At 72.1% G+C, this 21,144-nt stretch carries 21 protein-coding genes; 6 read left to right on the forward strand and 15 right to left on the reverse strand.

Features of this window, described 5'->3' with window-relative positions; genetic code table 11:
• Positions 1 to 36 precede the first annotated feature (36 nt).
• The 5 genes from GJ743_RS12605 to rpsP form a co-directional block, all read right to left on the reverse strand.
• The gene (locus GJ743_RS12605) at positions 37 to 771 is read right to left on the reverse strand and encodes a sirohydrochlorin chelatase (RefSeq protein WP_196216993.1); all 735 of its coding nucleotides are present in this window, start codon (positions 769 to 771) and stop codon (positions 37 to 39) included.
• 161 nt (positions 772 to 932) lie between these two features.
• Complete coding sequence (trmD, locus tag GJ743_RS12610; RefSeq protein WP_155052228.1) at positions 933 to 1,640, reverse strand: tRNA (guanosine(37)-N1)-methyltransferase TrmD; 708 nt, start codon at positions 1,638 to 1,640, stop codon at positions 933 to 935.
• A gap of 9 nt (positions 1,641 to 1,649) precedes the next feature.
• Entirely contained in the window at positions 1,650 to 2,312 is a 663-nt protein-coding gene (gene rimM, locus GJ743_RS12615; RefSeq protein ID WP_328289150.1) for a ribosome maturation factor RimM, read from the reverse strand.
• Between the two features lies 1 nt (position 2,313).
• On the reverse strand, positions 2,314 to 2,550 hold the full coding sequence (locus GJ743_RS12620) for an RNA-binding protein (protein WP_092669556.1): 237 nt from the start codon (positions 2,548 to 2,550) through the stop codon (positions 2,314 to 2,316).
• Between the two features lie 3 nt (positions 2,551 to 2,553).
• Entirely contained in the window at positions 2,554 to 2,976 is a 423-nt protein-coding gene (gene rpsP / locus GJ743_RS12625; protein WP_328289151.1) for a 30S ribosomal protein S16, read from the reverse strand.
• Between the two features lie 192 nt (positions 2,977 to 3,168).
• Here rpsP and GJ743_RS12630 point away from each other — a divergent pair, with 192 nt between their 5' ends.
• Both GJ743_RS12630 and GJ743_RS12635 read left to right on the forward strand, forming a co-directional pair.
• Positions 3,169 to 4,107, forward strand: a complete 939-nt coding sequence (locus GJ743_RS12630) for an ornithine cyclodeaminase family protein (RefSeq protein WP_155052229.1) — start codon at positions 3,169 to 3,171, stop codon at positions 4,105 to 4,107.
• Complete coding sequence (locus GJ743_RS12635; RefSeq protein WP_155052230.1) at positions 4,104 to 5,090, forward strand: proline racemase family protein; 987 nt, start codon at positions 4,104 to 4,106, stop codon at positions 5,088 to 5,090. Before GJ743_RS12630 ends, GJ743_RS12635 begins: the two co-directional genes overlap by 4 nt.
• A gap of 54 nt (positions 5,091 to 5,144) precedes the next feature.
• Here the strand turns inward: GJ743_RS12635 and GJ743_RS12640 are convergent, their stop codons facing one another.
• From GJ743_RS12640 to GJ743_RS12665, 6 genes are read right to left on the reverse strand one after another with little or no spacing between them, the layout of a single operon-like run.
• Positions 5,145 to 6,146, reverse strand: coding sequence for a proline racemase family protein (locus GJ743_RS12640; RefSeq protein ID WP_155052231.1), 1,002 nt, complete (start codon positions 6,144 to 6,146; stop codon positions 5,145 to 5,147).
• Complete coding sequence (locus GJ743_RS12645; RefSeq protein WP_155052232.1) at positions 6,146 to 7,060, reverse strand: dihydrodipicolinate synthase family protein; 915 nt, start codon at positions 7,058 to 7,060, stop codon at positions 6,146 to 6,148. The genes GJ743_RS12640 and GJ743_RS12645 overlap by 1 nt, the downstream gene beginning before the upstream one ends.
• 48 nt (positions 7,061 to 7,108) lie before the next feature.
• Positions 7,109 to 8,494 (reverse strand): FAD/NAD(P)-dependent oxidoreductase, encoded by a 1,386-nt coding sequence (locus GJ743_RS12650; RefSeq protein WP_328289152.1) that lies wholly within the window; start codon positions 8,492 to 8,494, stop codon positions 7,109 to 7,111.
• Positions 8,491 to 8,733: a (2Fe-2S)-binding protein gene (locus GJ743_RS12655; protein ID WP_155052233.1), complete on the reverse strand. Its 243-nt coding sequence runs from the start codon at positions 8,731 to 8,733 to the stop codon at positions 8,491 to 8,493. Before GJ743_RS12655 ends, GJ743_RS12650 begins: the two co-directional genes overlap by 4 nt.
• Positions 8,730 to 9,887, reverse strand: coding sequence for an NAD(P)/FAD-dependent oxidoreductase (locus GJ743_RS12660; RefSeq protein ID WP_328289153.1), 1,158 nt, complete (start codon positions 9,885 to 9,887; stop codon positions 8,730 to 8,732). The genes GJ743_RS12655 and GJ743_RS12660 overlap by 4 nt, the downstream gene beginning before the upstream one ends.
• An 8-nt stretch (positions 9,888 to 9,895) precedes the next feature.
• Entirely contained in the window at positions 9,896 to 10,558 is a 663-nt protein-coding gene (locus tag GJ743_RS12665) for a GntR family transcriptional regulator (protein ID WP_155052234.1), read from the reverse strand.
• A 150-nt stretch (positions 10,559 to 10,708) separates the two neighbouring features.
• Between GJ743_RS12665 and GJ743_RS12670 the strand changes: the two genes are divergently transcribed.
• The gene (locus GJ743_RS12670) at positions 10,709 to 11,878 is read left to right on the forward strand and encodes a glutamate--cysteine ligase (protein ID WP_155052235.1); all 1,170 of its coding nucleotides are present in this window, start codon (positions 10,709 to 10,711) and stop codon (positions 11,876 to 11,878) included.
• 6 nt (positions 11,879 to 11,884) lie between these two features.
• Here the strand turns inward: GJ743_RS12670 and GJ743_RS12675 are convergent, their stop codons facing one another.
• On the reverse strand, positions 11,885 to 13,402 hold the full coding sequence (locus tag GJ743_RS12675) for a GH1 family beta-glucosidase (protein WP_155052236.1): 1,518 nt from the start codon (positions 13,400 to 13,402) through the stop codon (positions 11,885 to 11,887).
• Positions 13,403 to 13,505: 103 nt separating this feature from the next.
• Between GJ743_RS12675 and GJ743_RS12680 the strand changes: the two genes are divergently transcribed.
• The 3 genes from GJ743_RS12680 to GJ743_RS12690 all read left to right on the forward strand — a co-directional run bounded on the left by GJ743_RS12680 (position 13,506) and on the right by GJ743_RS12690 (position 17,971).
• Complete coding sequence (locus GJ743_RS12680) at positions 13,506 to 14,960, forward strand: hypothetical protein (RefSeq protein WP_155052237.1); 1,455 nt, start codon at positions 13,506 to 13,508, stop codon at positions 14,958 to 14,960.
• Between the two features lie 107 nt (positions 14,961 to 15,067).
• Positions 15,068 to 16,501: a hypothetical protein gene (locus tag GJ743_RS12685; protein WP_155052238.1), complete on the forward strand. Its 1,434-nt coding sequence runs from the start codon at positions 15,068 to 15,070 to the stop codon at positions 16,499 to 16,501.
• Positions 16,502 to 16,549: 48 nt separating this feature from the next.
• Positions 16,550 to 17,971: a hypothetical protein gene (locus tag GJ743_RS12690; RefSeq protein WP_155052239.1), complete on the forward strand. Its 1,422-nt coding sequence runs from the start codon at positions 16,550 to 16,552 to the stop codon at positions 17,969 to 17,971.
• 68 nt (positions 17,972 to 18,039) lie between these two features.
• On the opposite strand, the gene ffh is transcribed toward GJ743_RS12690, so the two are convergent.
• From ffh to ftsY, 3 genes are all read right to left on the reverse strand, one after another.
• Positions 18,040 to 19,629, reverse strand: coding sequence for a signal recognition particle protein (gene ffh, locus GJ743_RS12695; protein ID WP_155052240.1), 1,590 nt, complete (start codon positions 19,627 to 19,629; stop codon positions 18,040 to 18,042).
• Positions 19,630 to 19,696: 67 nt separating this feature from the next.
• Complete coding sequence (locus GJ743_RS12700; protein WP_155052241.1) at positions 19,697 to 20,185, reverse strand: DUF2004 domain-containing protein; 489 nt, start codon at positions 20,183 to 20,185, stop codon at positions 19,697 to 19,699.
• Positions 20,186 to 20,200: 15 nt separating this feature from the next.
• A complete protein-coding gene (ftsY, locus tag GJ743_RS12705) occupies positions 20,201 to 21,076 on the reverse strand; it encodes a signal recognition particle-docking protein FtsY (RefSeq protein ID WP_155052242.1) in 876 nt (291 codons plus the stop codon).
• Positions 21,077 to 21,144 lie beyond the last annotated feature (68 nt).

The raw sequence follows: 21,144 nt of genomic DNA on the forward strand, positions 1-21,144 counted from the left end.
CCGTCGACACCCGGGCCGCGGGCACCGCGACGCGCGTCAGGCGTGTTCGCGCTGCTCCTGCTCGACGGCGGAGTACCGGTCGAGCACCAGCTCGACGAGGGCGGGCGGCGGCGCCGCGGCCGGCACGAGCAGCGGATCGGCGATGGCGTCGGCGCCCGCCGCGACCGCCTGGTCGTAGAACGTGCCCGGGGCGAGCAGGTAGGGCCCGACGACGATCCGGGAGCCGGGGTGCACCTCGCGGATCATCTCGATCGCGTCGGGCAGTCGCGGGATCGCCGCGGCGATGAACCCGACCGTGACCGACCGGCCGAGCCGCTGGCCGAGTCGTCGGGCGGTCTCGAAGCACTCGCGCACGGCGCGCGGGTCGTTCGAACCCGCCGCCGCGAGGAGCACGGTGTCGCCGTCGGCGAGCCCCGCGGCGAGCAACCGCTCGGCGAGCACCTCGACGAGGCGTTCGTCGGGTCCGAGCTCGGCGGCCAGGCGCGCCGACCCGCCGATGCGGTCGAGGCCGAGCGAGAGCCCGGTGCGCACGTGGAAGCCCGCGGACAGCACGAGCGGCACGATGACCGCGTCGGGCTCGGCGGCGGCCTCGAGGGCGGCGCCGATGTCGGCGTTGCTCGCGTCCACGAACGTGATCGAGACGTCGAGGTCGGGGCGGGCCGAGGCCACGCCGTCGATGAGGCGGATCACGGCCTCGCGGTTGGCGGTCGACGGGGTTCCGTGGGTGACGGCGACGAGGCGGAGCGGCGGGCGGCGGACCGGATCCGACACGTTCCCGGCATCGCTCGTCCGACCCATCTCACGCCCGCACCTTCCGGCGGAATCCGGTCTCACCCGCCGATCCGACGGTATTCAGGGCGTGTTTCGCCGAGCACACCCACGTGTTTCCGGCGCGTGAAGAGTCCCTCACGCGGGGGGCCCGCCGATGCGGGTCAGGTGGCGTCGGGTCGGTCGTCGTCGAGCAGTTCGGGCCGCACGCGTCGGGTGCGCTCGACCTGCTGCTCGTGCCGCCACTCGGCGACCCTGCCGTGGTGCCCGGACAGCAGCACGGACGGCACCTCGAGCCCGCGCCAGACAGCGGGCTTGGTGTAGCTCGGGTACTCGAGCAGGCCGTCCTCGTGCGACTCCTCGACGAGGCTCTCGGGGTTGCCGACGACCCCCGGCACGAGCCGTCCGGCGGCCTCGATCATCGCCATGACCGCGACCTCGCCGCCGTTCAACACGTAGTCGCCGAGGCTGATGAGGCGCACGCGCATGCGCGTCGCGTAGTGGTCGACGACACGCTGGTCGATCCCCTCGTAGCGGCCGCAGGCGAACACCACGTGCTGCTCCGCCGCGAGTTCGCGTGCGGTCGCCTGCGTGAACGGCTCGCCCGCCGGCGACGGCACGACGAGCAGCGCGTCGGACTCGCCCGCGCCGACGATCGAGTCGAGCGCCTCGCCCCACGGCGCGGGCTTCATGACCATGCCGGCGCCGCCGCCGTAGGGCGTGTCGTCGACGGTGCGGTGACGGTCGTGGGTGAAGTCGCGGAGGTCGTGCGCCGCGACCTCGATGAGGCCCGCCTGGCGCGCCTTGCCGAGCAGCGACAGGTCGAGCACGTCGAAGAACGACGGGAAGATGGTGACGATGTCGATGCGCATCGTCGCAGCCTAGGCGTCGGGGGTCTCGTCGGACGCGGCGGCGGACTCGTCGCCGGCGGCCGAGTCGGCGACGGATGCGTCGGCGACGGATGCCTCGCCCTCGCCGTTCTCGGCACGGGCCTCCGGCTCGTCGGGCAGCTCCTCGAACAGCCCGGGCGGGGGCGTGACGGTGAGCGTGCCGGCCTCGACGTCGACCTCGGGCACGAACGCCGCGACGAAGGGCACCATGACGTCGCCGCGCTTCGTCTTGACGATGAGCAGGTCTTGCGCGGGCAGGTGGTCGACGTGCGCGACCTCGCCGATGCGCTCGCCGTCGCGGATGACGGCGAGGCCGATCAGCTGGTGGTCGTACCAGGCGTCGGGCTCGGCCTCCTCGTCGACGGGCTGGTCGACCCAGAGGATGGCCTTCACGAGGCCCTCGGCCGCGGTGCGGTCGTCGACGCCCTCGAAGAAGCCGACCGGCTGGCCGTTGTACCAGCGCAGCTCGCGGAACGCGAGCGTGCGACCGTGCCACGGCGAGTCGGCGGGCACCTGCAGGGAGAACACCGCGCCGGGCACGAAGCGCCGCTCGGGGTCGTCGGTGTACAGCTCGAGCTTGAGTGCGCCCTTGAGGCCGTGCGCCTTCGTCAGCCGGCCGACGCGGAGCTGCTGGGGGCGGGTTGCCGCGGCCACGTCAGTCGTCGGTGTCGACGACGTCGACGCGGACCCGGCGACCGTCGGCGAGGGCCGCGACGATCGTGCGCAGCGCCTTCGCGGTGCGACCGGACCGCCCGATGACGCGGCCGAGGTCCTCGGGGTGCACGTGCACCTCGAGGACCTCGCCGCGTGCGCTCGACGCGGAGACGACCTTCACCTCGTCGGGGTGATCGACGATCCCCTTGACGAGGTGCTCGAGCGCGGAGGTGAGCAAGGCTTACGCCTCGTCCGACGCGGTCTCGTCGGCGGCCTCGGGAGCCTCGGCGGGCTCCTCGGCCTTGGCCGGCTTCTCGGCCTTGGGCTTCACGACCGACTTCTTGGTCGTGTCGACCTCGTACTCGGCCTTCGGCGCGGCGGTCTGGACGGTGTTCTTGGCGTTCTTGTCGCCCTTGAACGTGCCCCAGTCGCCGGTGAGCTTGAGGATGGCGAGGACCTGCTCGGTCGGCTGCGCGCCGACGCCGAGCCAGTACTGCGCGCGGTCCGACTTCACCTCGATGAACGAGGGGTTCTCGGTCGGGTGGTACTTGCCGATCTCCTCGATCACGCGACCGTCGCGCTTGGTGCGCGAGTCGGCGACGACGATGCGGTAGTACGGGGCACGGATCTTGCCGAGCCGCTTGAGGCGGATCTTGACAGCCACGATTCTCCTGGATGTGTTGTGAGGTAGGCGAACTGACAGCCGTGAGCGTGGGGTGCACACTCGGCGGAAGCTCAATGGGTGCTCTGCGCGCCGGATAGAGGGTCGGGCGGTACAGAACTCGACTGACCATTCTTGCAGATTCCGCGCCGAAACGAGAATCCTCCCGGTCACGCGCGTGAATACGATGGGCGCATGGGCGGCACCTTCGATTCCCTCCCCCTCATCGACGGGCCCGCGATCGCCGGGCGCGTCTCGATGCGGGCGGCGATCGACGCGATCGCGCGGGTGCTGCGCTCCGGCCACGATCCCGACGCCGATCCGCCGCGGAGCGTCGTCGACGTCCGCCACGGTCAGCTCCTGCTGATGCCCTCCGAGCTCGGCGGATGGGTCGGCCAGAAGCTCGCGACCGTCGCGCCCGGCAACCCGGCGCGCGGCCTCGATCGCATCCAGGCGCTCTACGTCCTCATCGACGCCGAGACGCTCTCCCCGGTCGCGCTGCTCGACGGCACCGAGCTCACGAGCCTCCGCACGCCCGCGGTGTCGGCCGCCGCGCTCGAGGTCGTCGCCGCCCCCGACGCCGCATCGCTCGTCGTGTTCGGCACCGGCCCGCAGGGCGTCCGGCACGTCGAGGCGATGCGGGCGATCCGTCCCGTCACGCGGGTCAGGTTCGTGGGGCGCGACCCGGAGCGGGCCGGACGTGCGGTCGCGAGCGTCGCCCGCCCCGGTCTCGACGTCGCGGTCGGCAGCGCAGCGGATGTCGCCGACGCCGACGTCGTCGTCTGCGCCACGACCGCACGCGAGCCCCTGTTCGACGGTGCGCTCGTGCCGGACCACGCGTCGGTCGTCGCCGTCGGTTCGCACGAGCCCGCCGCCCGCGAGCTCCCGGGCGACCTCCTCGCCCGTGCCCACGTCGTCGTCGAGTCGACGCGCGTCGCGCTCCGCGAGGCGGGCGACGTGATCCTCGCGATCGACGAGGGCCGCCTCTCGGCCGACGAGCTGATCCCGATGGCCACGCTGTTCGACGGCTCGCCCGTGCCATCCGGTCGCCCCGTCGTCGTGAAGACCTGCGGCATGGGCTGGCAGGACCTGGCGGTCGCGCCCCTCGCCCTCCCCGATGGAGGGAGCGCATGACGCGCTGGCGGACCGAGGACTGGCACACGGCGGGCGAGCCGTTCCGGATCGTGCTCGACGCCCCGACCGGGGGCGCGACCGTCGCCGATCGGCGCGTCGAGGCGATGACGGGGCGCGCCGACGCGCTGCGGCGGTTCCTCTGCCTGGAGCCGCGCGGGCACGACGACATGTACGGCGGTTTCATCACGCCGCCCGACGACGACGGCGCCGACTTCGGCGTGCTGTTCTGGCACAAGGACGGGTTCTCGACCGCCTGCGGGCACGGCACCATGGCGCTCGGCGCCTGGGCGGTGCGAACCGGGCGCGTGGCCGCCCCCGACGACGGCGAGGCGGTCGTGACGATCGACGTGCCGAGCGGTCGCGTGCAGGCGCGCGTGCACCGGAGCGCGGGGCGGACGACCGGGGTCGTCTTCCGGAACGTCCCCTCGCGCGTGCTCGCGACCGGGCTCCCCCTCGAGACCAGTCGAGGCGGGGTCGAGGTCGACCTCGTCTTCGGCGGCGCGGTGTACGCCACGCTGCCCGCGGCCGCACTCGGGCTCGAGGTGACGCCGGCGCACACGACCGAGCTCATCCGACTCGGTCGCGAGATCAAGTGGGCGCTGGACGACCACCCCGACGCGCAGCTCGCCGACGACCGGCTGTCCGGCGTCTACGGCACCATCCTCGTCGACGACCTCGGACGCACCGGCGAGGGCCCCTGGCAGCGGAACGTGACCGTCTTCGCCGACGGCGAGGTCGACCGGAGTCCGTGCGGATCGGGAACGGCGGCCCGGGTCGCGCTGCTCGCGCACACAGGCGAGCTCGCCGACGGCGAGGTGCTCACGCACGACTCGATCATCGGCACGAGGTTCCACGCCCGCGTGGCGGAGCGCACCGCCGACGGCGTCGTCCCGGAGATCACCGGTCAGGCGTACCGCGTCGGCGCGTGCGAGTTCGAACTCGACCCGGACGATCCACTGGCAGCGGGCTTCAGCTTGCGCTGACCGCCCCGACGCCCGGCCGTTCCCGGGCCCGGGTCAGCCCGCGTCGGGCGCGGATCAGAAGACGAACCCCTCCGGGAACGGGTCGTCCTCGTCGAGCACGTACTGCCCGAACCCCGTCACCCAGGCGCGACCGCTGATCGTCGGCACGACGGCGGTCACGTCGCCGACGGCCGTCTCGCGAAGGAGCCGCCCGGTGAACTCGCTGCCGATGAACGACTCGTTCACGAAATCGGCCTCGAGCGCGAGCTCGCCGCGGGCATGGAGCTCGGCCATCCGCGCGCAGGTCCCGGTGCCGCACGGCGACCGGTCGAACCAGCCCGGATGGATCGCCATCGCGTGCCTCGACCGCACGGCGTCGGAGCCGGGAGCGATGAACTCGACGTGGTGCACGTGGTCCGCACCCTCGAGCTCGGGGTGGCGCGGCGGTGCCTGCGTGTTGATCGCGTCCATGATCGCGAGCCCCGCTGCGAGGATGTCGTCCTGGCGATCGCGGTCGAACGGCAGCCCGAGCGCGTCGAGCTCGACGAGGGCGTAGAAGTTGCCGCCGAACGCGATGGAGTACGGCACGGCCCCGTACCCCGGCACGTCGATCGCGGCATCCAGCCGCTCGACGAAGCTCGGGACGTTCTCGAGCGTGACGCGCTTCGCGCGACCGCCCTCGACCTCGACGCGCGCGACCACGAGGCCCGCGGGCACGTCGAGCCGGATCTCGGTCACCGGTTCGGTCACCTCGACCATGCCCGTCTCGACGAGGACGGTCGCGACGCCGATCGTGCCATGCCCGCACATCGGCAGGAAGCCGCTCGCCTCGATGAAGACGACGCCCCAGTCGGCGTCGTCGCGTGCGGGCGGCTGCAGGAGCGCGCCCGACATCGAGGCGTGACCGCGCGGCTCGTTCATGAGGAAGCCGCGCAGCCCGTCGAGGTGCTCCATGGCGTGGAGGCGCCGGTCGTTCATGGTCGCGCCGGGGATCCGGCCGACGCCGCCCGTGACGACGCGGGTCGGCATGCCCTCGGTGTGCGAGTCGACCGCCGTGACCACCCGGCGCGCCCGCATCAGCGAGCCGCCAGGGCGGCGAGCGCCCGCTCGGTGTCGGCGGTGACCTGCGCGCGCTGCTCGGCGGAGAGCGGACCGCGCGGCGGCCGCGTCGGCCCGCCGTAGGAGTTGCCGCAGAGGTCCATGGAGAGCTTGATGGCCTGCACGAACTCGGTGCGCGAGTCCCAGCGGAACACCGCGACGAGCTGCTCGTAGAGCGCCTTCGCCTCGTGCCAGTCGCCGCTGGCGCACAGGTCGTACAGCTCGACCGCCTCCCTCGGGAACGCGTTCGGATAGCCCGCGAACCAGCCGACCGCGCCGTTGACCATGAGCTCGAACAGCACGTCGTCGGCGCCCGCGATGACGTCGATGTCGCAGAGCTCCCGGATCTCGTACACGCGCCGGACATCCCCCGAGAACTCCTTGATCGCGACGACCTCGGGGATCTCGGCGAGCTTCGCGACGAGCGACGGGACGAGGTCGACCTTGGTGTCGAAGGGGTTGTTGTAGGCCATGATCGGCAGGCCCGCCTTCGCGACCTCCTCGTAGTGGGCGATCACCTCGCCCTCGTTGGCGCGGTAGAGCGTCGGCGGCAGGAGGAGCACGCCGTCGGCGCCGTCCTCGCGGGCCAGCTCGGCCCACTTCCGCGCCTGGTGGCTGCCGACGCCGTGGGCGCCGGCGACGACGATGCCGCGGCCGTCGACCGCCTCGACGGCGACCTGGATGACCCGGCGGCGCTCCTCGTCGGTGAGTGACGAGTACTCGCCGAGCGATCCGTTCGGCCCGACGCCGCGGCATCCGTTGCGCATCAGGAAGTCGACGTGCTCGGCGAACCGGTCGTAGTCGACGGCGAGCCCGGCCGGCGCCGAGTCGTCCTCCCGGAACGCGAGGGTGGTCGCGACGATCACGCCGCCGAGGTCCATGGTGCCGGTCATGCGTCGTCCTCCGAGGTTCGCGTTCGGTCAAGAGTAATATGTCACATGCTACGTCCGTGGATCAGTGTCGGCAAGCGCCGCCAACTCGCCGATCCGGACCGGCGCGAGCACGGGCCGGCGGTCGAACCCGACGGATGCCGCGGCTCCGCCCGACTCGGCGACGATCGCCTCGACGGCCCGGCCGCACGTGCGCCCCTGGCAGGGGCCGAGCCCCGCGCGCGTCGCGAGCCGCATGGCGCGGAGCGGCACGTCGGCGCGCTCCGCGACCGCCCGCCGGGTGACGGCCTCGCAGCGGCACACGATCGTGTCGTCGTCGAGCCACGATGTCCAGCCGGGTCGGATGCCGTGCGCGCGCTCGAGGCGCGTCGCGAACGCGTGCGTCCGCCGCCTCGCGGCCACCGGACCACGGAGCCGCGGATCGTCGAGCGCACCGCCCGCCGCGACGAACCCCGCGACGGCGCCCTCGGCGAGCGCGGCATCCGCACCGCCGATCCCGGTGACCTCACCTGCGGCGAACACCCCGGCGACGCTCGTACGCTGCGCGTCGTCCACTGCGACGAACCGCCCGCGATGATCGCCGTCGATCGCGCATCCGAGCGCGAGTGCGGCCTCGAGCCGGGGCGTGAAGCCGTGGCCGAGGGCCACGGCGTCGCACGCGACCTCGCGCTCGGTTCCCGGCATCGGCCGCCAGTCGGCGTCGAGCCGGGCCACGACGACCCCCTCCACCCGGTCGCGCCCCAGCACGCGCACGACGGCGCTTCCGGTCCGGTACGGGATCCGGTGGCGGGCGAGCGCGCCGACGTACCCGACGAACTCCCCCGCCTTGCCCGCGAGCTCCCACGGCCGCGGCAGCCACCCGCCGGCGAGCGCCGGCATGCGGGACGTCTCGTGCACGCCGACCACGTGCGATCCGACGAGCGCGAGCGAGTGCGCGACGGGGAGCAGGAACGGCCCCGACCCGCTCACGACCGTGCGCCGCCCGACGGCGACGCCGTCGCGCTTCGCGAGCGCCTGCGCGGCGCCGGCCGTGGTGACGCCCGGCAGCGTCCAGCCGGGGACGGGCAGCGCGAGGTCGTGCGCGCCCGTGGCGACGACGACCGCGTCCGCGTCGACGTCGATCGCGCTCCGCCCGTCGCCGTCGGCGTCGCCGACCACGGCTCGCAGCCGGACCCCGTCGACGGATGCCTCGGCCGACCACACGCTCGCGCCGACGAGCACCTGCGCGCCGCCGCCGGCCAGCGCGCCGCGGAGTCGCTCGAACCGGTGCCATGCGTGCTGGAGGCGGGGGTCGGTGAGGCGCTCGTGATGCCGCCAGAACTGGCCGCCGAGCCGGTCGCCCTCGTCGATGAGGCTGACCCGTGCGCCGGCGGCGAGGGCGCCCTGCGCGGCCGCGAGGCCGGCCGGTCCGCCGCCGAGGATCGCGACGTGCCTCACGGCCGCACCTCCCGCTCGACACGGTCGCCGTCGACGGCCTCGCGGCGGCACGCGCGGACCCCTTCGACGCCGTTGACGCTCACGAGGCAGTCGTGGCACACGCCGATGCCGCAGAACACGCCCCGCCCTCCGGTCTGCGCCGTGCGCCAGGCGGTGCGGCCGGCACCGACGAGCACCCCCGCGATGGTCTGGCCCTCGCGCCCCTGCACGGGCTCGCCGTCGACGGTGATGCGGATCATGCGGTCTCCCGGAGGCCGCGCCGGCTCGGCAGGAACGGCCTCGGATCGAGGGCGGTCGGGGTGCCGAGCACGGCGTGCGCGACGAGTTCGGCGGTGGCCGGGGCGAGCCCGATGCCCGCACCCTCGTGGCCGGTCGCGTGCACGAGCCCCGCGACCTCCGGATCTGGGCCGATCACCGGGAGGTGGTCGGGTGCGTACGGGCGGAACCCGAAATAGCTGCGCAGCAGGGTGGTGTGCTCGAGGAACGGGAAGAGGCGGACGGCCTTGGCCGCCATCGCCGCCGCGGGTGCGACGCCCGTCCGTTCGTCGAACCCGACGCGCTCGCGGCTCGACCCGATGAGCACGGTTCCGCCGGGCGTCGACTCGACGACGGTGGAGGTCTGCAGGGCGGCGTCGCCCGACCCGACCGCGCCCACGTAGTCGCTGTCGTACACCTTGTGGAACACGCGCTGCGGCATCGGCGTCGTGACGAGGATCACGCCCCGCCGCGGACGGATGTCGAGGCGCGCGCCGAGGCGCGCCGCGACCTCGCCCGACCAGGGCCCGGCGCAGTCCACCACCACGTCGGCCGCGATCGGGCCCGCCGTCGTGCGCACGCCGGCGAGCCGGCCCGGCCGCCCGAGCCCGCCCGTGACCTCGGCGATCACCAGTCGCGCGCCATGACGGAGCGCCGTCGCGAGCAGCGCCTGCGTCGCGTTCGACGGCTGCACCTGGGCGTCGTCGGGGTAGCGGATGGCCCGGGCGACCTCGGGCGACAGGAACGGTTCCGCGATCGCGAGCGCGGCGGCATCCATCGCCTCGGCGCGGATGCCCGTCGCCCGCTGCGCGTCGGCGAACCGCTCGAGCGCGGCCTCGCCCCCGGCGAACGCGACGACGATGCCGCCCTTCGCCTCGAACTCGGTCGCGGGCTGCCCGGCGGGCCGGTCGGCGTCGAGCCGCTCCGCGAGGTCGCGCCACATCGCGTTCGATGCGATCGCGAGGTCGGCCTCGGGGCCGGGCGCCTTGTCGCTGACCAGGAGGTTCCCCTCGCAGCGACTCGACGTCTCGCCCGCGACGCCGACCCGATCGACGACCACGACCTCGGCACCGCGCTCCGCGAGGGCGAGCGCGCACGCGGCACCCATGATGCCCGCCCCGATGACCACCACCCGCACGCGTCGCCTCAGTCCTCGCGCTCGCCGCTCCAGATGCCGCCCACATGGCCGATGTGGCGCGACATCAGGTCGGCGGCGGCATCGCCGCGACCGTCGACGAGCAATCCGACGAGCTCGGCGTGCTCGAGCGCCGACTCGGTGAGCGCACCCGACTCGGCGAGTTCGACGAGGCCGGTCAGGCGCGTCTGCCTGCGCAGCTCCCCCACGACGTCGACGAGGAATCGGTTGCCCGTGAGCTCGAGCAGCGTCAGGTGGAACGTCGTGTCGGCCTCGAGGTAGTCCTGGAAGCGCCCCTCCTCGCCCGCGCGGACGATCTCGGCGGCGAGGTCCAGGAGCCGGGACGCCGTCTCATCGGGCACGTGCCCCGCAAGGGAGCGCATCGGCGGCACCTCGAGCAGGCGACGCACCTCGCGGAGCTGGCGGACCTCGTCGAGCGAGACCTCCGTCACGCGGAATCCGCGATTCCGCATCGGCGCGAGGAACCCTCGCCGGGCGAGGTCGAGCATCGCCTCGCGGACGGGCGTGGCGCTCACGCCGAACTCCGCCGCCATCGTGGGCACGGTGAGCACCTCGCCCGGTGCGACCTCCCCGGAGACGATCCGCGAGGAGAGCGCACGCTCGACCTGTTCGCGCAGGCTCGCGACCTCGAGCAGTCGCGACGGGTCACCCATGGGGACGCCGGTGATATGTCATGCATTACAGGCTAGCCCGCGCGTGGCCGCAACGACAGGACGATTCCGAGGTGCCGCCCGACCCTCCCGCGCGCGACACCGCGTGTCATGATTGCCCTGCGCCCCCGGGCGCAGGGACGGGGGTGCCGCATGGGGATCGAGTTCGCGCGATCCGAACGCTCGACCGTGGGCATCGAGTGGGAGCTCGCGATCGTCGACCGGTCGACCGGTGAGCTGGCCTCGGTGGGCGACCGCGTGCTCGCCGAGCTCGACGGCACCGACGGGACGCCGCATCCGTTCATCACCTCGGAACTCCTGACCAACACGGTCGAGCTCGTCAGCGGCGTCCACACCGACGTCGCCGGCGCCGTCGACGACCTCACCGGACAGGTCGCCGAGGTGCGCGCCGTGCTCGACCGCCTCGGCGAGTACGAGCTGATGTGCAGCGGGTCGCACCCGTTCAGCCGCTGGTACGACCAGCGCCTCACCGACAAGCCGCGCTATCGCAAGCTCATCGAGCGCACGCGCTGGTGGGGCCGCAACATGATGATCTGGGGCATCCACGTGCACGTCGGGATCGAGGAGCGCGACAAGGCGCTGCCGATCCTCGACGGCCTGCTCGCCTACGTCCCTCACCTGCAGGCACTGTCGGCCTCGAGCCCGTTCTGGGCGGGCGTCGAGACGGGCTACGCCTCGAACCGGGCGTTGATGTTCCAGCAGCTGCCGACCGCCGGGCTGCCCTACCAGCTGCCCGACTGGGGGGCGTACGAACGCTACGTCGACGACCTCGTCCGCACGGGCGTCATCGAGGACCACACCGAGGTGCGCTGGGACATCCGCCCCTCGCCGCGCTGGGGCACGGTCGAGGTGCGCGTCTGCGACGGCGTGTCGTCGGCCGACGAGATCGGCGCGATCGCCGCCCTCATCCAGTGCCTGGTCGAGTGGATGTCGACGCGGCTCGACGACGGCGAGACGCTGCCGGTCATGCAGCCCTGGTACGTGCGCGAGAACAAGTGGCGCGCGGCCCGCTACGGCATGCACGCCGAGATCATCACGGATGCCGCGGGCAACCAGCGCCCCGTCACCGACGCGCTCCGCGACCTGCTCGTGACGCTCGCGCCGGTGGCCGAACGCCTCGGCTGCGCGGTCGAGCTGCAGCGCATCCGCCGCACGCTCGACGAGGGCGCCGGGTACCAGCGCCAGCTGAAGGTCGCCGAGCAGCACGGCGGCGACCTGACCGCGGTCGTCGCGCACCTCGCGCGCGAACTCCGCGAGGGCACGCACCCGCGAGGCGCATCCGGCGCGGGCTCGGACGACTGACGCCCGTTACTCGGGGATCCGCCGCGTCCGGATGAGCTCCGCGAACCAGCGCGCGCTCGCCTTCGGCAGCCGCTCGAGCGTGTCGTAGTCGACGCGCACGATGCCGAACCGCTTGGAGTAGCCGTAGCCCCACTCGAAGTTGTCCATGAGCGACCACACCTGATAGCCGCGCAAGTCGACACCGCGCGCCATCGCGCGGTGCGCGGCCGTGAAGTGCCGCCGCAGGTAGTCGATGCGGTCGAGGTCGCGCACCTCGGGGCCGTCGGGGCCCTCGGTCACGACGTCGTCGAACGCGGCGCCGTTCTCGGTGATCATGAGCGGCACCTCGGGGTACGCGCCGTGCAGCGCGATCAGCAGGTCCTCCAGCCCGGACGGGTCGATGTTCCAGCCCATCGCCGTGTACGGCCCCGGCTGCTCGAGGAACTCGACGTGCTGCGAGCCGGGCCACGGGGTGCCGCCCATGTCCTTGTGGCCGTCGGCGTTCACGCGCGGCGAGACTCCGTCCCACATCCGCACGGTCACGGTCGAGTAGTAGTTCACGCCGAGCAGGTCGATCGGCTGGGCGATGAGCTCGGTGTCGCCCGGCTTGACGAACGACCAGTCGGTGACCTCGGCGGTGTCCTCGATGACATCCGCGGGGTACCCGTCGCCGAAGAGCGGTCCGAGGAAGACGCGGTTTGCGAGCCCGTCGATGCGGCGGGCCGCCTCGTGCCCGGTCTCACCGGACGGGCGGATCACGTGCAGGTTGAGCGTGATCGAGAAGCCCGGGTCGTTCGTCACGACCTCCCGCAGCGCGGAGACGGCGAGGCCGTGCGCGAGGTTCAGGTGGTGCACCGCGGCCAGCGCCTTCGCGCCGTCCATGAGCCCGGGCGCGTGGGCGCCCGAGCCGTAGCCGAGGTACGCCGAGCACCACGGTTCGTTGAGCGTCGTCCACACGGCGACGCGGTCGCCGAGCCGCTCCCCCAGGATCCGCGCGTAGTCGGCGAACGCCTCGGCGGTCGCGCGGTTGGTCCAGCCGCCCTCATCCTCCAGCGCCTGCGGCAGGTCCCAGTGGTAGAGCGTCGCGATGGGGCGGATGCCTCGGGCGATGAGCCCGTCGACGAGGGCCTCGTAGAACGCCAGCCCGGCCTCGTTCGCCGGCCCGCGCCCGGTCGGCTGGATCCGCGGCCACGCGATCGAGAACCGGTACGCCTCGAGCCCGAGTTCGGCCATGAGGTCGAGGTCGGACTCCCACCGGTGGTAGTGGTCGCACGCGACATCCCCCGTGTCGCCGTTCCAGACCTTGCCGGGCGTGTGACTGAAGGTGTCCCAGATGGACGGCCCTCGGCCGTCCTCCGTCGCCGCACCTTCGATCTGGTACGACGCGGTCGCCGATCCGAGCAGGAAGTCGGGTGCGAACTCGAGACCCGAGTCGCGGTAGTCGGAGGTGCCCTGAGACACGATGTCGCTCCCCTCGGACGGCGTCGACCGGCGGTGTCCGGTGCGCCGCCTCCAGCGTAGTCGTCGTCTCGATCTCGTTCGCATCTCGATCCGGCGGAAGCGGATACCGCTGTCCGTGTGCGTCCCTTAGAGTTCGCTGTGACCGTGCATACCCGACACGGCCAGACCCGATCAAGGAGCTCCCTGCATGAAGCACCGTCGCATCGTTGCGATGCTCGCAGCGGTGGGCGCAGTCGCCGCTGCCCTCACCGTGGGCGCGACGCCCGCCGTCGCCGCCACCGCCCCCGGAAGCTGGTACTACCTGACCAACGGCACCACCGGTGGTGAGGCCGACATCACCTTCGCCTACGGCAAGCCCGACGACGTCGTGCTCGTCGGCGACTGGAACGGCGACGCCACCGACACGCTCGGCGTCCGCCGCGGCAACCAGTACTACCTCACCAACGGCACCACCGGCGGCACCGCCGACATCACCTTCGCCTACGGCCGCTCGACCGACGTCGTGCTCGTGGGCGACTGGGACGGCGACGGGACCGACACCCTCGGCGTCCGCCGCGGCAACCAGTACTACCTCACCAACGGCACCACCGGGGGCGCCGCCGACATCACCTTCGCCTACGGCAAGGCCGACGACGTCGTCCTCGTCGGGGACTGGGACGGCGACGGCAAGGACACGCTCGGCGTGCGCCGCGCGAGCAACTACTACCTGACCAACGGCACCACCGGCGGCCAGGCCGACATCACGTTCGCGTACGGCAAGGCGGCCGACGTCGTGCTCGTCGGCGACTGGAACGGCGACGCCACCGACACGCTCGGCGTGCGACGCGGCAGCAGCTACTACCTCACCAACGGCACCACGGGCGGCGCCGCCGACATCACCTTCGCGTACGGCAAGGCCGACGACGTCGTCCTGATCGGCGACTGGAACGGCGACGGCACCAGCACGCTCGGCGTGCGCCGCGCGACGAGCCCGACGCTGAAGATCCCCGCCGTCCCGGCCGGGGAGCTCGGGTGGGCCTTCGCCGTCCCCGGCGAGGTCCAGCCCGCCCTCTACAAGTCGACCAACGCGACCAAGGACTGCGTGTGGTGGACCGAGGACGCCGCCGAGAACGAGATCGGCTACGGCTTCGGCTACGGCACGGGCCGCTCGGCCTACGCCCAGATCGGCTCGGACGCGTCGTGGTTCCTCGAGAAGGCCGAGTGCGGCACGTGGACCGAGGCACGCTCGAGCGACCCCAAGAAGCTCGCGACGACGTTCGGCGACGGCCAGTACCGCGTCGGCATCGACATCCGCTCGGGCATCTACGGGACGACCGTGCCCGCGAACGCCGAGTACTGCTACATCGCGTCGCTCAAGGACTTCCGTGGAGTCGACGCGACGAGCATCCTCGGGAACTACTGGGGCACGCCGGGCGAGACGATCTACTGGGACGTCTACTCGACCGACAAGGGCTTCGAGACCGACGGCTGCGGAACCTGGACCAAGGTCGCCGAGTCCGGCGCCTGGGGTTCCGCCGGCGCCTTCGCTCCGTCCGCCGACGGCTCGTTCGCTCCGTCCTCCGATGAGGTCGGCGCGTTCGACCTCCGCGGCTCGACCCCGCTGCAGCCGCGGCCGACGGCGGAGCTGCCCGCGATCGACTGATCGCTGACGCTCCACGGGGTCCCGGCGCGGTCACGCGCCGGGACCCCTTCCGTCACCGCACGCCTCGTTCGCGATCCGCGAACCCGAGACCCTCGAAAGAGCCCCGCATGACGCACCGTCGCATCGTCGCGATGATCGCCGCCGTGGGCGCGGTCGCCGCTGCGCTCACCGTGGGTACGACGCCGGCCGTCGCCGCCGACGCGCCCGGCAACTGGTACCACCTGACGAACGGCACCACCGGCGGAAAGGCCGACGTGAGCTTCGCGTACGGCCGGGCCGACGACGAGGTGCACGTCGGCGACTGGGACGGCGACGGCACCGACACCCTCGGCGTCCGGCGCGGCAACCAGTACTTCCTCACCAACGGCACCACCGGCGGCCAGGCCGATCTCACCTTCGCCTACGGCAGGTCGAGCGACGTGGTGCTCGTGGGCGACTGGGACGGCGACGGGAAGGACACGCTCGGCGTCCGCCGCGGCAACCAGTACTACCTGACCAACCGCGCCGCCGGCGGCCAGGCCGACCTCACCTTCGCCTACGGCCGCTCCACCGACGTCGTCCTCGTCGGCGACTGGAACGGCGACGGCACGGACACCCTCGGCGTCCGCCGCGGCAGCAGCTACTACCTCACCAACGGCACCACGGGTGGCCAGGCCGACCTCACGTTCGCGTACGGCAAGGCGGCCGACGTCGTCCTCGTCGGCGACTGGAACGGCGACGGACAGGACACCCTCGGCGTCCGACGTTCCAGCAACTACTACCTGACGAACGGCACCACGGGAGGCACCGCGGACATCACCTTCGCGTACGGCCGCTCCACCGACGTCGTCCTCGTCGGCGACTGGAACGGGGACTCCACCGACACCCTCGGCGTCCGCCGGCCCGCCGTGATCCGCGCGACCATCCCCGCCATGCCCATCGGGAAGGAACGCGTCAGCTACGCCGTACCCGGACAGGTCAAGCGCGGCCTCTACAAGAGCATGGACTTCCGCTGGAGCGACTGCGGGTGGGAGACGGGGAACTGGTTGTACGACCTCGTACCGACGTACAACTACGGATCCGGAAGCGATCCGGGCGAACCGACCTACGTCGAACTCGACGTGAACGCCGACCAGTTCACGCAGATCGCGCATCAGCGCTGGGACGGGTCGTGGCCGACGTGCGGCGGATGGATCGAAGCGCTCCCGACCGATCCGGTCGACATCCGTACCTCGGGCGGGAACGGCTCGTACCGGGTCGGCTACGACATCATGCCGGGAACGTACCGACTGCTCTCCGGAGGCTCCTATTGCGCCGTGCAGGCCGTACGGGACTTCCGCGGTTGGCGGTACACGAACGACTCGGGCGCACCGCAGAGCGTGCTCGCCGAATGGCAGTTCGTCGGCGCGGAGGCAGGTGCGCTCTTCGAGCTGAAGGCCTCCTATGGCGGCGTCTCGACGCGCGGCTTCATCTTCACCGAGCGGTGCTCTTGGGAGCGCGTCACAACCGTGAACTCCGGTTCGCCAACGGCCGCCGAGTCGTCACCGAACGAACACCGCTGATCCAACCGCGCCCGAAACGCGATCGAACCGGAACACCGAAGGAGCCAGATGAGTCACCGTCGCAAGGTCGCGATGATCGCCGCCGTGGGCGCGGTCGCCGCCGCCATCACCGCGGGCGCGACGCCCGCCGTCGCCGCGACCGCGCCCGCGCCCGGCAATTGGTACTACCTGACCAATGGCACCACCGGCGGCACGGCCGACGTCAGCTTCGCGTACGGCCGGGCCGACGACGAAGTGCACGTCGGCGACTGGAACGGCGACGCCACCGACACGCTCGGTGTCCGCCGCGGCGCCACCTACTACCTCACCAACGGCACCACCGGCGGGGAGGCCGATGTCACATTCACCTACGGCTGGCCCGAGGACACCGTCCTCGTCGGCGACTGGGACGGCGACGGGACCGACACGCTAGGCGTCCGCCGCGGCCAGTGGTACCACCTCACCAACGGCACGACCGGCGGCGCCGCCGACATCAGCTTCGCCTACGGCAAGGCCGACGACGTCGTCCTCGTCGGCGACTGGGACGGCGACGGCAAGGACACCCTCGGCGTCCGCCGCGGCAGCAGCTACTACCTGACCAACGGCACCACCGGCGGCCAGGCCGACATCACGTTCGCCTACGGAAAGGCGGCCGACGTCGTGCTCGTCGGCGATTGGAACGGCGACGGCACGGACACGCTCGGCGTTCGGCGTTCCAGCACCTACTACCTGACCAACGGCACGACGGGAGGCACCGCGGACATCACCTTCGCCTATGGCCGCTCCACCGATGTCGTCCTCGTCGGCGACTGGAACGGCGACGGCACCGACACCCTCGGCGTCCGCCGCCCCGCCGTCGTCCGCGCCACCATACCCGCCATGCCCGGCGGCCAGGAGCGCGTCAGCTTCGCGATACCCGGGCATCTCAAGCGCGGGCTCTACAAGAGCATGGGCTTGGACAAGTACCAGTGCGGGTGGGAGACCGGGTACTGGCTGAACGGCCTCGTGCCCACCCACAACTACGGCATCGGAAGCGACCCCGGCGAGCCTGCCTACGTCGAACTCGGCGACGGCGCGGACCGCTTCACGCAGTCCGCCTATCCGTGGGGTGACAAGCCGTTGCCGGCATGCGCCGGATGGATCGAGGCGCTGCCGACCGACCCGGTGGAGATCCGCACCGCCGGAGGGGATGGCGGCTTCCGCCTCGGTCATGACGTAACCGCCGGCACCTACCGCATGCTCTCGAGTGGCTGCCGGGTCCAGGCGGTTCGCGACTTCGAAGGCTGGTACCACGGGTCCGGTGGCAAGACGAGCGTGCTCGCGGAGCGGTACTTCTACTACGAGGAGAACACGACGTTCGAATTGAAGCTCAACTACTCCGGTGTACCCGTACGCGGCTACCTCTTCAGCGACGGCTGCCGTTGGGAGAAGGCCACGGTCACGAACTCGACTGCAGCGACGACGGCGTCGTCCCTCATCGCGCTCGACTGACGGCCAGCCCGACGAGTCGTACGCCGAGCCGCACCCAGTCCGGATTCGGCTCAACCACGAGGAACGCCCTAGCGGCCGAGCAGCTTCTGCAGGGCGGCCATCTCCTCTTCGGAGGGGGCGCCCTTGGCGCCCGCACCGCCGCCGATGCCGAAGCCCGAGCCGGCCGGTGCGTTCGAGGCCGCGCCGGGCACCTGGCCCGACGCGAGCGCCGCGTTCTCGGCGGCGCGCTTGGCGGGGTTGCCCGAGCGCGAGCCGCCGCCCGACTTCTTCTTGTTCTTCGCGGCCTGGCGCTTGCCGCCGCCGTACCCGCCGCCGCCCGGGATCGGACCCATGCCGGGGATCTGCGGCACGCCGCCGCGCGCGACGGTCTTCATCATCTTCGCGGCCTGCTCGAAGCGCTGCACGAGCTGGTTCACGTCGGTCACCGTCATGCCGGAACCCTTGGCGATGCGGAGGCGACGCGAGCCGTTCAGGAGCTTGGTGTTCTTGCGTTCAGCCGGCGTCATCGACTGGATGATCGCCTCGGTGCGCACGATCTCGCGCTCGTCGAAGTTCTCGAGCTGCTGCTTCATGCCGCCCGCACCGGGGAGCATGCCGAGCATCTTCTTGATCGACCCCGCACCGCGGAGTTGCTGCATCTGCGCGAGGAAGTCCTCGAGCGTGAACTGCTCCGAGGCGATCTTCTCGGCGACCTTCAGCGCCTCCTCCTCGTCGAAGGCCTGCTGGGCCTGCTCGATGAGGGTGAGGATGTCGCCGAGGTCGAGGATGCGGCTCGCCATGCGGTCGGGGTGGAACGGCTCGAAGTTGTCGAGCGTCTCACCCGTCGAGGCGAAGATGATGGGGCGTCCGGTGACGGATGCCACGGAGAGCGCGGCGCCGCCGCGCGCGTCGCCGTCGAGCTTGGAGAGCACGACGCCCGTGAAGTCGACGCCCTCCTGGAAGGCCTTCGCCGTCGTGACCGCGTCCTGGCCGATCATCGCGTCGATGACGAAGAGGACCTCGTCGGGGTTCGTGGCCTTGCGGATGTCGGCGGCCTGCTTCATCATCTCGGCGTCGACGCCGAGGCGGCCGGCGGTGTCGATGACGACGACGTCGTGCTGGGCGCGCTGCGCCTGCGCGATCGCGTCCTTGGCGACGCGCACCGGGTCGCCCACGCCGTTGCCGGGCTCGGGCGCGAACACGGTGACGCCGGCCTGCTCGCCGACGACCTGGAGCTGGTTCACGGCGTTCGGGCGCTGGAGGTCGGCGGCCACGAGCATGGGCGTGTGGCCGTCCTTCTTCAGCCACTTCGCGAGCTTGCCCGCGAGCGTCGTCTTGCCGGCGCCCTGGAGACCCGCGAGCATGATGACGGTCGGCGGGGTCTTCGCGAACTGCAGCCGACGCTGCTGGCCGCCGAGGATCGCGACGAGCTCCTCGTTGACGATCTGCACGACCTGCTGGGCGGGGTTCAGCGCCCGGTTGACCTCGTCGCCGAGCGCGCGCTCGCGCACCGTCGCGGTGAACGTCTTCACGACGTCGAGCGAGACGTCGGCGTCGAGCAGCGCGCGCCGGATCTCGCGGACGGTGCCGTCGACGTCGGACGCGGAGAGCTTGCCCTTGGTGCGGAGGTTCTTGAACGTCTCGGTGAGACGGTCGGAGAGGGTGCCGAACGTAGCCATGATGCCCTCAAGTGTAGAGGGCGGCGCCGCGGCATCCGCTCAGCACGGGAAGGAGGCCGGGACCGGCTCAGCCCTCGAAGCGGACGTCGACGATCTCGCGCTCGAGGTCGATCGACGCGACGAGCCGCTCATCGGTGTCCTCCGGCGCGAGGCCGAACTCGAACTCCGCGAAGGCGTCGCCGGGCTCGTCGGCGTCGGGGCGGAGGTCGACCCGGATGAGCGACATCGAGCGCAGCGCGTCGATCTGGCGGTCGCCCGAGTCGCGGCCGATGGCGGCCTCGACCTCCTCGGCCTGCTCGAGATCGGGGTCGAGCACTGCGGCGAGGAAGCGCATCACGGGCGATGAACCCGAGTCGAGCTGGGTGACGAACGCCGACCGGAGCTCGTCGTCGACGAGCTCGAGCTCCCCGACGAGGGTGGCCGCGACATCCAGCGCCGCGAGCGCCACGGTGTCGGCGTCGGCGTCGAGGACGACCTCGACGCGCTGGTCGCCGTACTCGACGTCCTCCGACCAGTAGTCGCCGACGAGTCCGAAGTAGTCGTGCTCCATGGACATGCGTCCTCCCCCTTCTCAGCCGACGAGCTGCTGCGCGAAGACGTGCGGCGTGAAGCCCGTGAGGTCGCCGATGCCCTCGCCCTGGCCGATGAGCTTGATCGGCAGGCCCGTCTTCTCCTGCACGGCGATGACGAAGCCGCCCTTGGCGGAGCCGTCGAGCTTGGTGAGCACGAGCCCGGTCACGCCGCCGTGCTGGATGAACGCCTCGGCCTGCGCGAGCCCGTTCTGCCCGGTGGTCGCGTCGAGCACGAGCAGCACCTCGCTGATCGGCGCCTGCTTCTCGACGACGCGACGGATCTTGCCGAGCTCGTCCATGAGCCCGCCCTTGGTGTGCAGGCGGCCGGCCGTGTCGATGATGACCATCTCGGTGCCCGTGCGCTTGGCGTAGTCGACGGTCTGGAAGGCGACGGACGCCGGGTCCTGGCCCTCGCGCTCGGGCCGGACCACCTGCGCGCCCGCGCGCTCGGCCCAGGTCGCGAGCTGGTCGACCGCCGCCGCGCGGAAGGTGTCGGCCGCGCCGACGACGACGCTCCGGCCGTAGTTGCCGAGGAACTTCGCGAACTTGCCGATCGTGGTCGTCTTGCCGACGCCGTTCACCCCGACGACGAGCACGACCGCCGGGCGCTCGGTGAGCTTGAGGGTCGGGTCGTACTTCGCGAGCCGCTCCTCGACGAGCTCGCGGAGCATCCGCTGCACGTCGCGAGGATCGGTGGTCTTGTACCGCTCGACCTGCGCCTTGATCGACTCGACGATCTCCTCGGTCACCGCCGGCCCGAAGTCGGCGCGGATGAGGGCCGACTCGAGGTCGTCCCAGGTGTCCTCGTCGATGGTCCTCGCGCCGAACACGTTGCGGAGGGCCGACCCGAGCGACCACGATGCGCGTTCTGCCATGCCTCCCAGCCTACGGGTGACGGATGCCGCGGGCTCGCGTCGCGGCACGCGGGATAGCGGGCGACCGC

The sequence above is a fragment of the Agromyces bracchium genome (assembly GCF_009709675.1).
Classification (GTDB): Bacteria; Actinomycetota; Actinomycetes; order Actinomycetales; family Microbacteriaceae; genus Agromyces; species Agromyces bracchium.

Excerpts from the sequence above, each read along its gene's own strand:
- GJ743_RS12640 (WP_155052231.1), bottom strand. The coding sequence starts at position 6,146 with ATGCGGGCGCGCCGGGTGGTCACGGCGGTCGACTCGCACACCGAGGGC.
- GJ743_RS12635 (WP_155052230.1), top strand. The coding sequence starts at position 4,104 with ATGACGCGCTGGCGGACCGAGGACTGGCACACGGCGGGCGAGCCGTTC.
- GJ743_RS12685 (WP_155052238.1), top strand. The coding sequence starts at position 15,068 with ATGACGCACCGTCGCATCGTCGCGATGATCGCCGCCGTGGGCGCGGTC.
- GJ743_RS12670 (WP_155052235.1), top strand. The coding sequence starts at position 10,709 with ATGGGGATCGAGTTCGCGCGATCCGAACGCTCGACCGTGGGCATCGAG.
- GJ743_RS12665 (WP_155052234.1), bottom strand. The coding sequence starts at position 10,558 with ATGGGTGACCCGTCGCGACTGCTCGAGGTCGCGAGCCTGCGCGAACAG.
- GJ743_RS12655 (WP_155052233.1), bottom strand. The coding sequence starts at position 8,733 with ATGATCCGCATCACCGTCGACGGCGAGCCCGTGCAGGGGCGCGAGGGC.
- ftsY (WP_155052242.1), bottom strand. The coding sequence starts at position 21,076 with ATGGCAGAACGCGCATCGTGGTCGCTCGGGTCGGCCCTCCGCAACGTG.
- ffh (WP_155052240.1), bottom strand. The coding sequence starts at position 19,629 with ATGGCTACGTTCGGCACCCTCTCCGACCGTCTCACCGAGACGTTCAAG.
- GJ743_RS12700 (WP_155052241.1), bottom strand. The coding sequence starts at position 20,185 with ATGTCCATGGAGCACGACTACTTCGGACTCGTCGGCGACTACTGGTCG.
- GJ743_RS12630 (WP_155052229.1), top strand. The coding sequence starts at position 3,169 with ATGGGCGGCACCTTCGATTCCCTCCCCCTCATCGACGGGCCCGCGATC.
- GJ743_RS12680 (WP_155052237.1), top strand. The coding sequence starts at position 13,506 with ATGAAGCACCGTCGCATCGTTGCGATGCTCGCAGCGGTGGGCGCAGTC.
- GJ743_RS12675 (WP_155052236.1), bottom strand. The coding sequence starts at position 13,402 with ATGCGAACGAGATCGAGACGACGACTACGCTGGAGGCGGCGCACCGGA.
- GJ743_RS12645 (WP_155052232.1), bottom strand. The coding sequence starts at position 7,060 with ATGACCGGCACCATGGACCTCGGCGGCGTGATCGTCGCGACCACCCTC.
- trmD (WP_155052228.1), bottom strand. The coding sequence starts at position 1,640 with ATGCGCATCGACATCGTCACCATCTTCCCGTCGTTCTTCGACGTGCTC.
- GJ743_RS12690 (WP_155052239.1), top strand. The coding sequence starts at position 16,550 with ATGAGTCACCGTCGCAAGGTCGCGATGATCGCCGCCGTGGGCGCGGTC.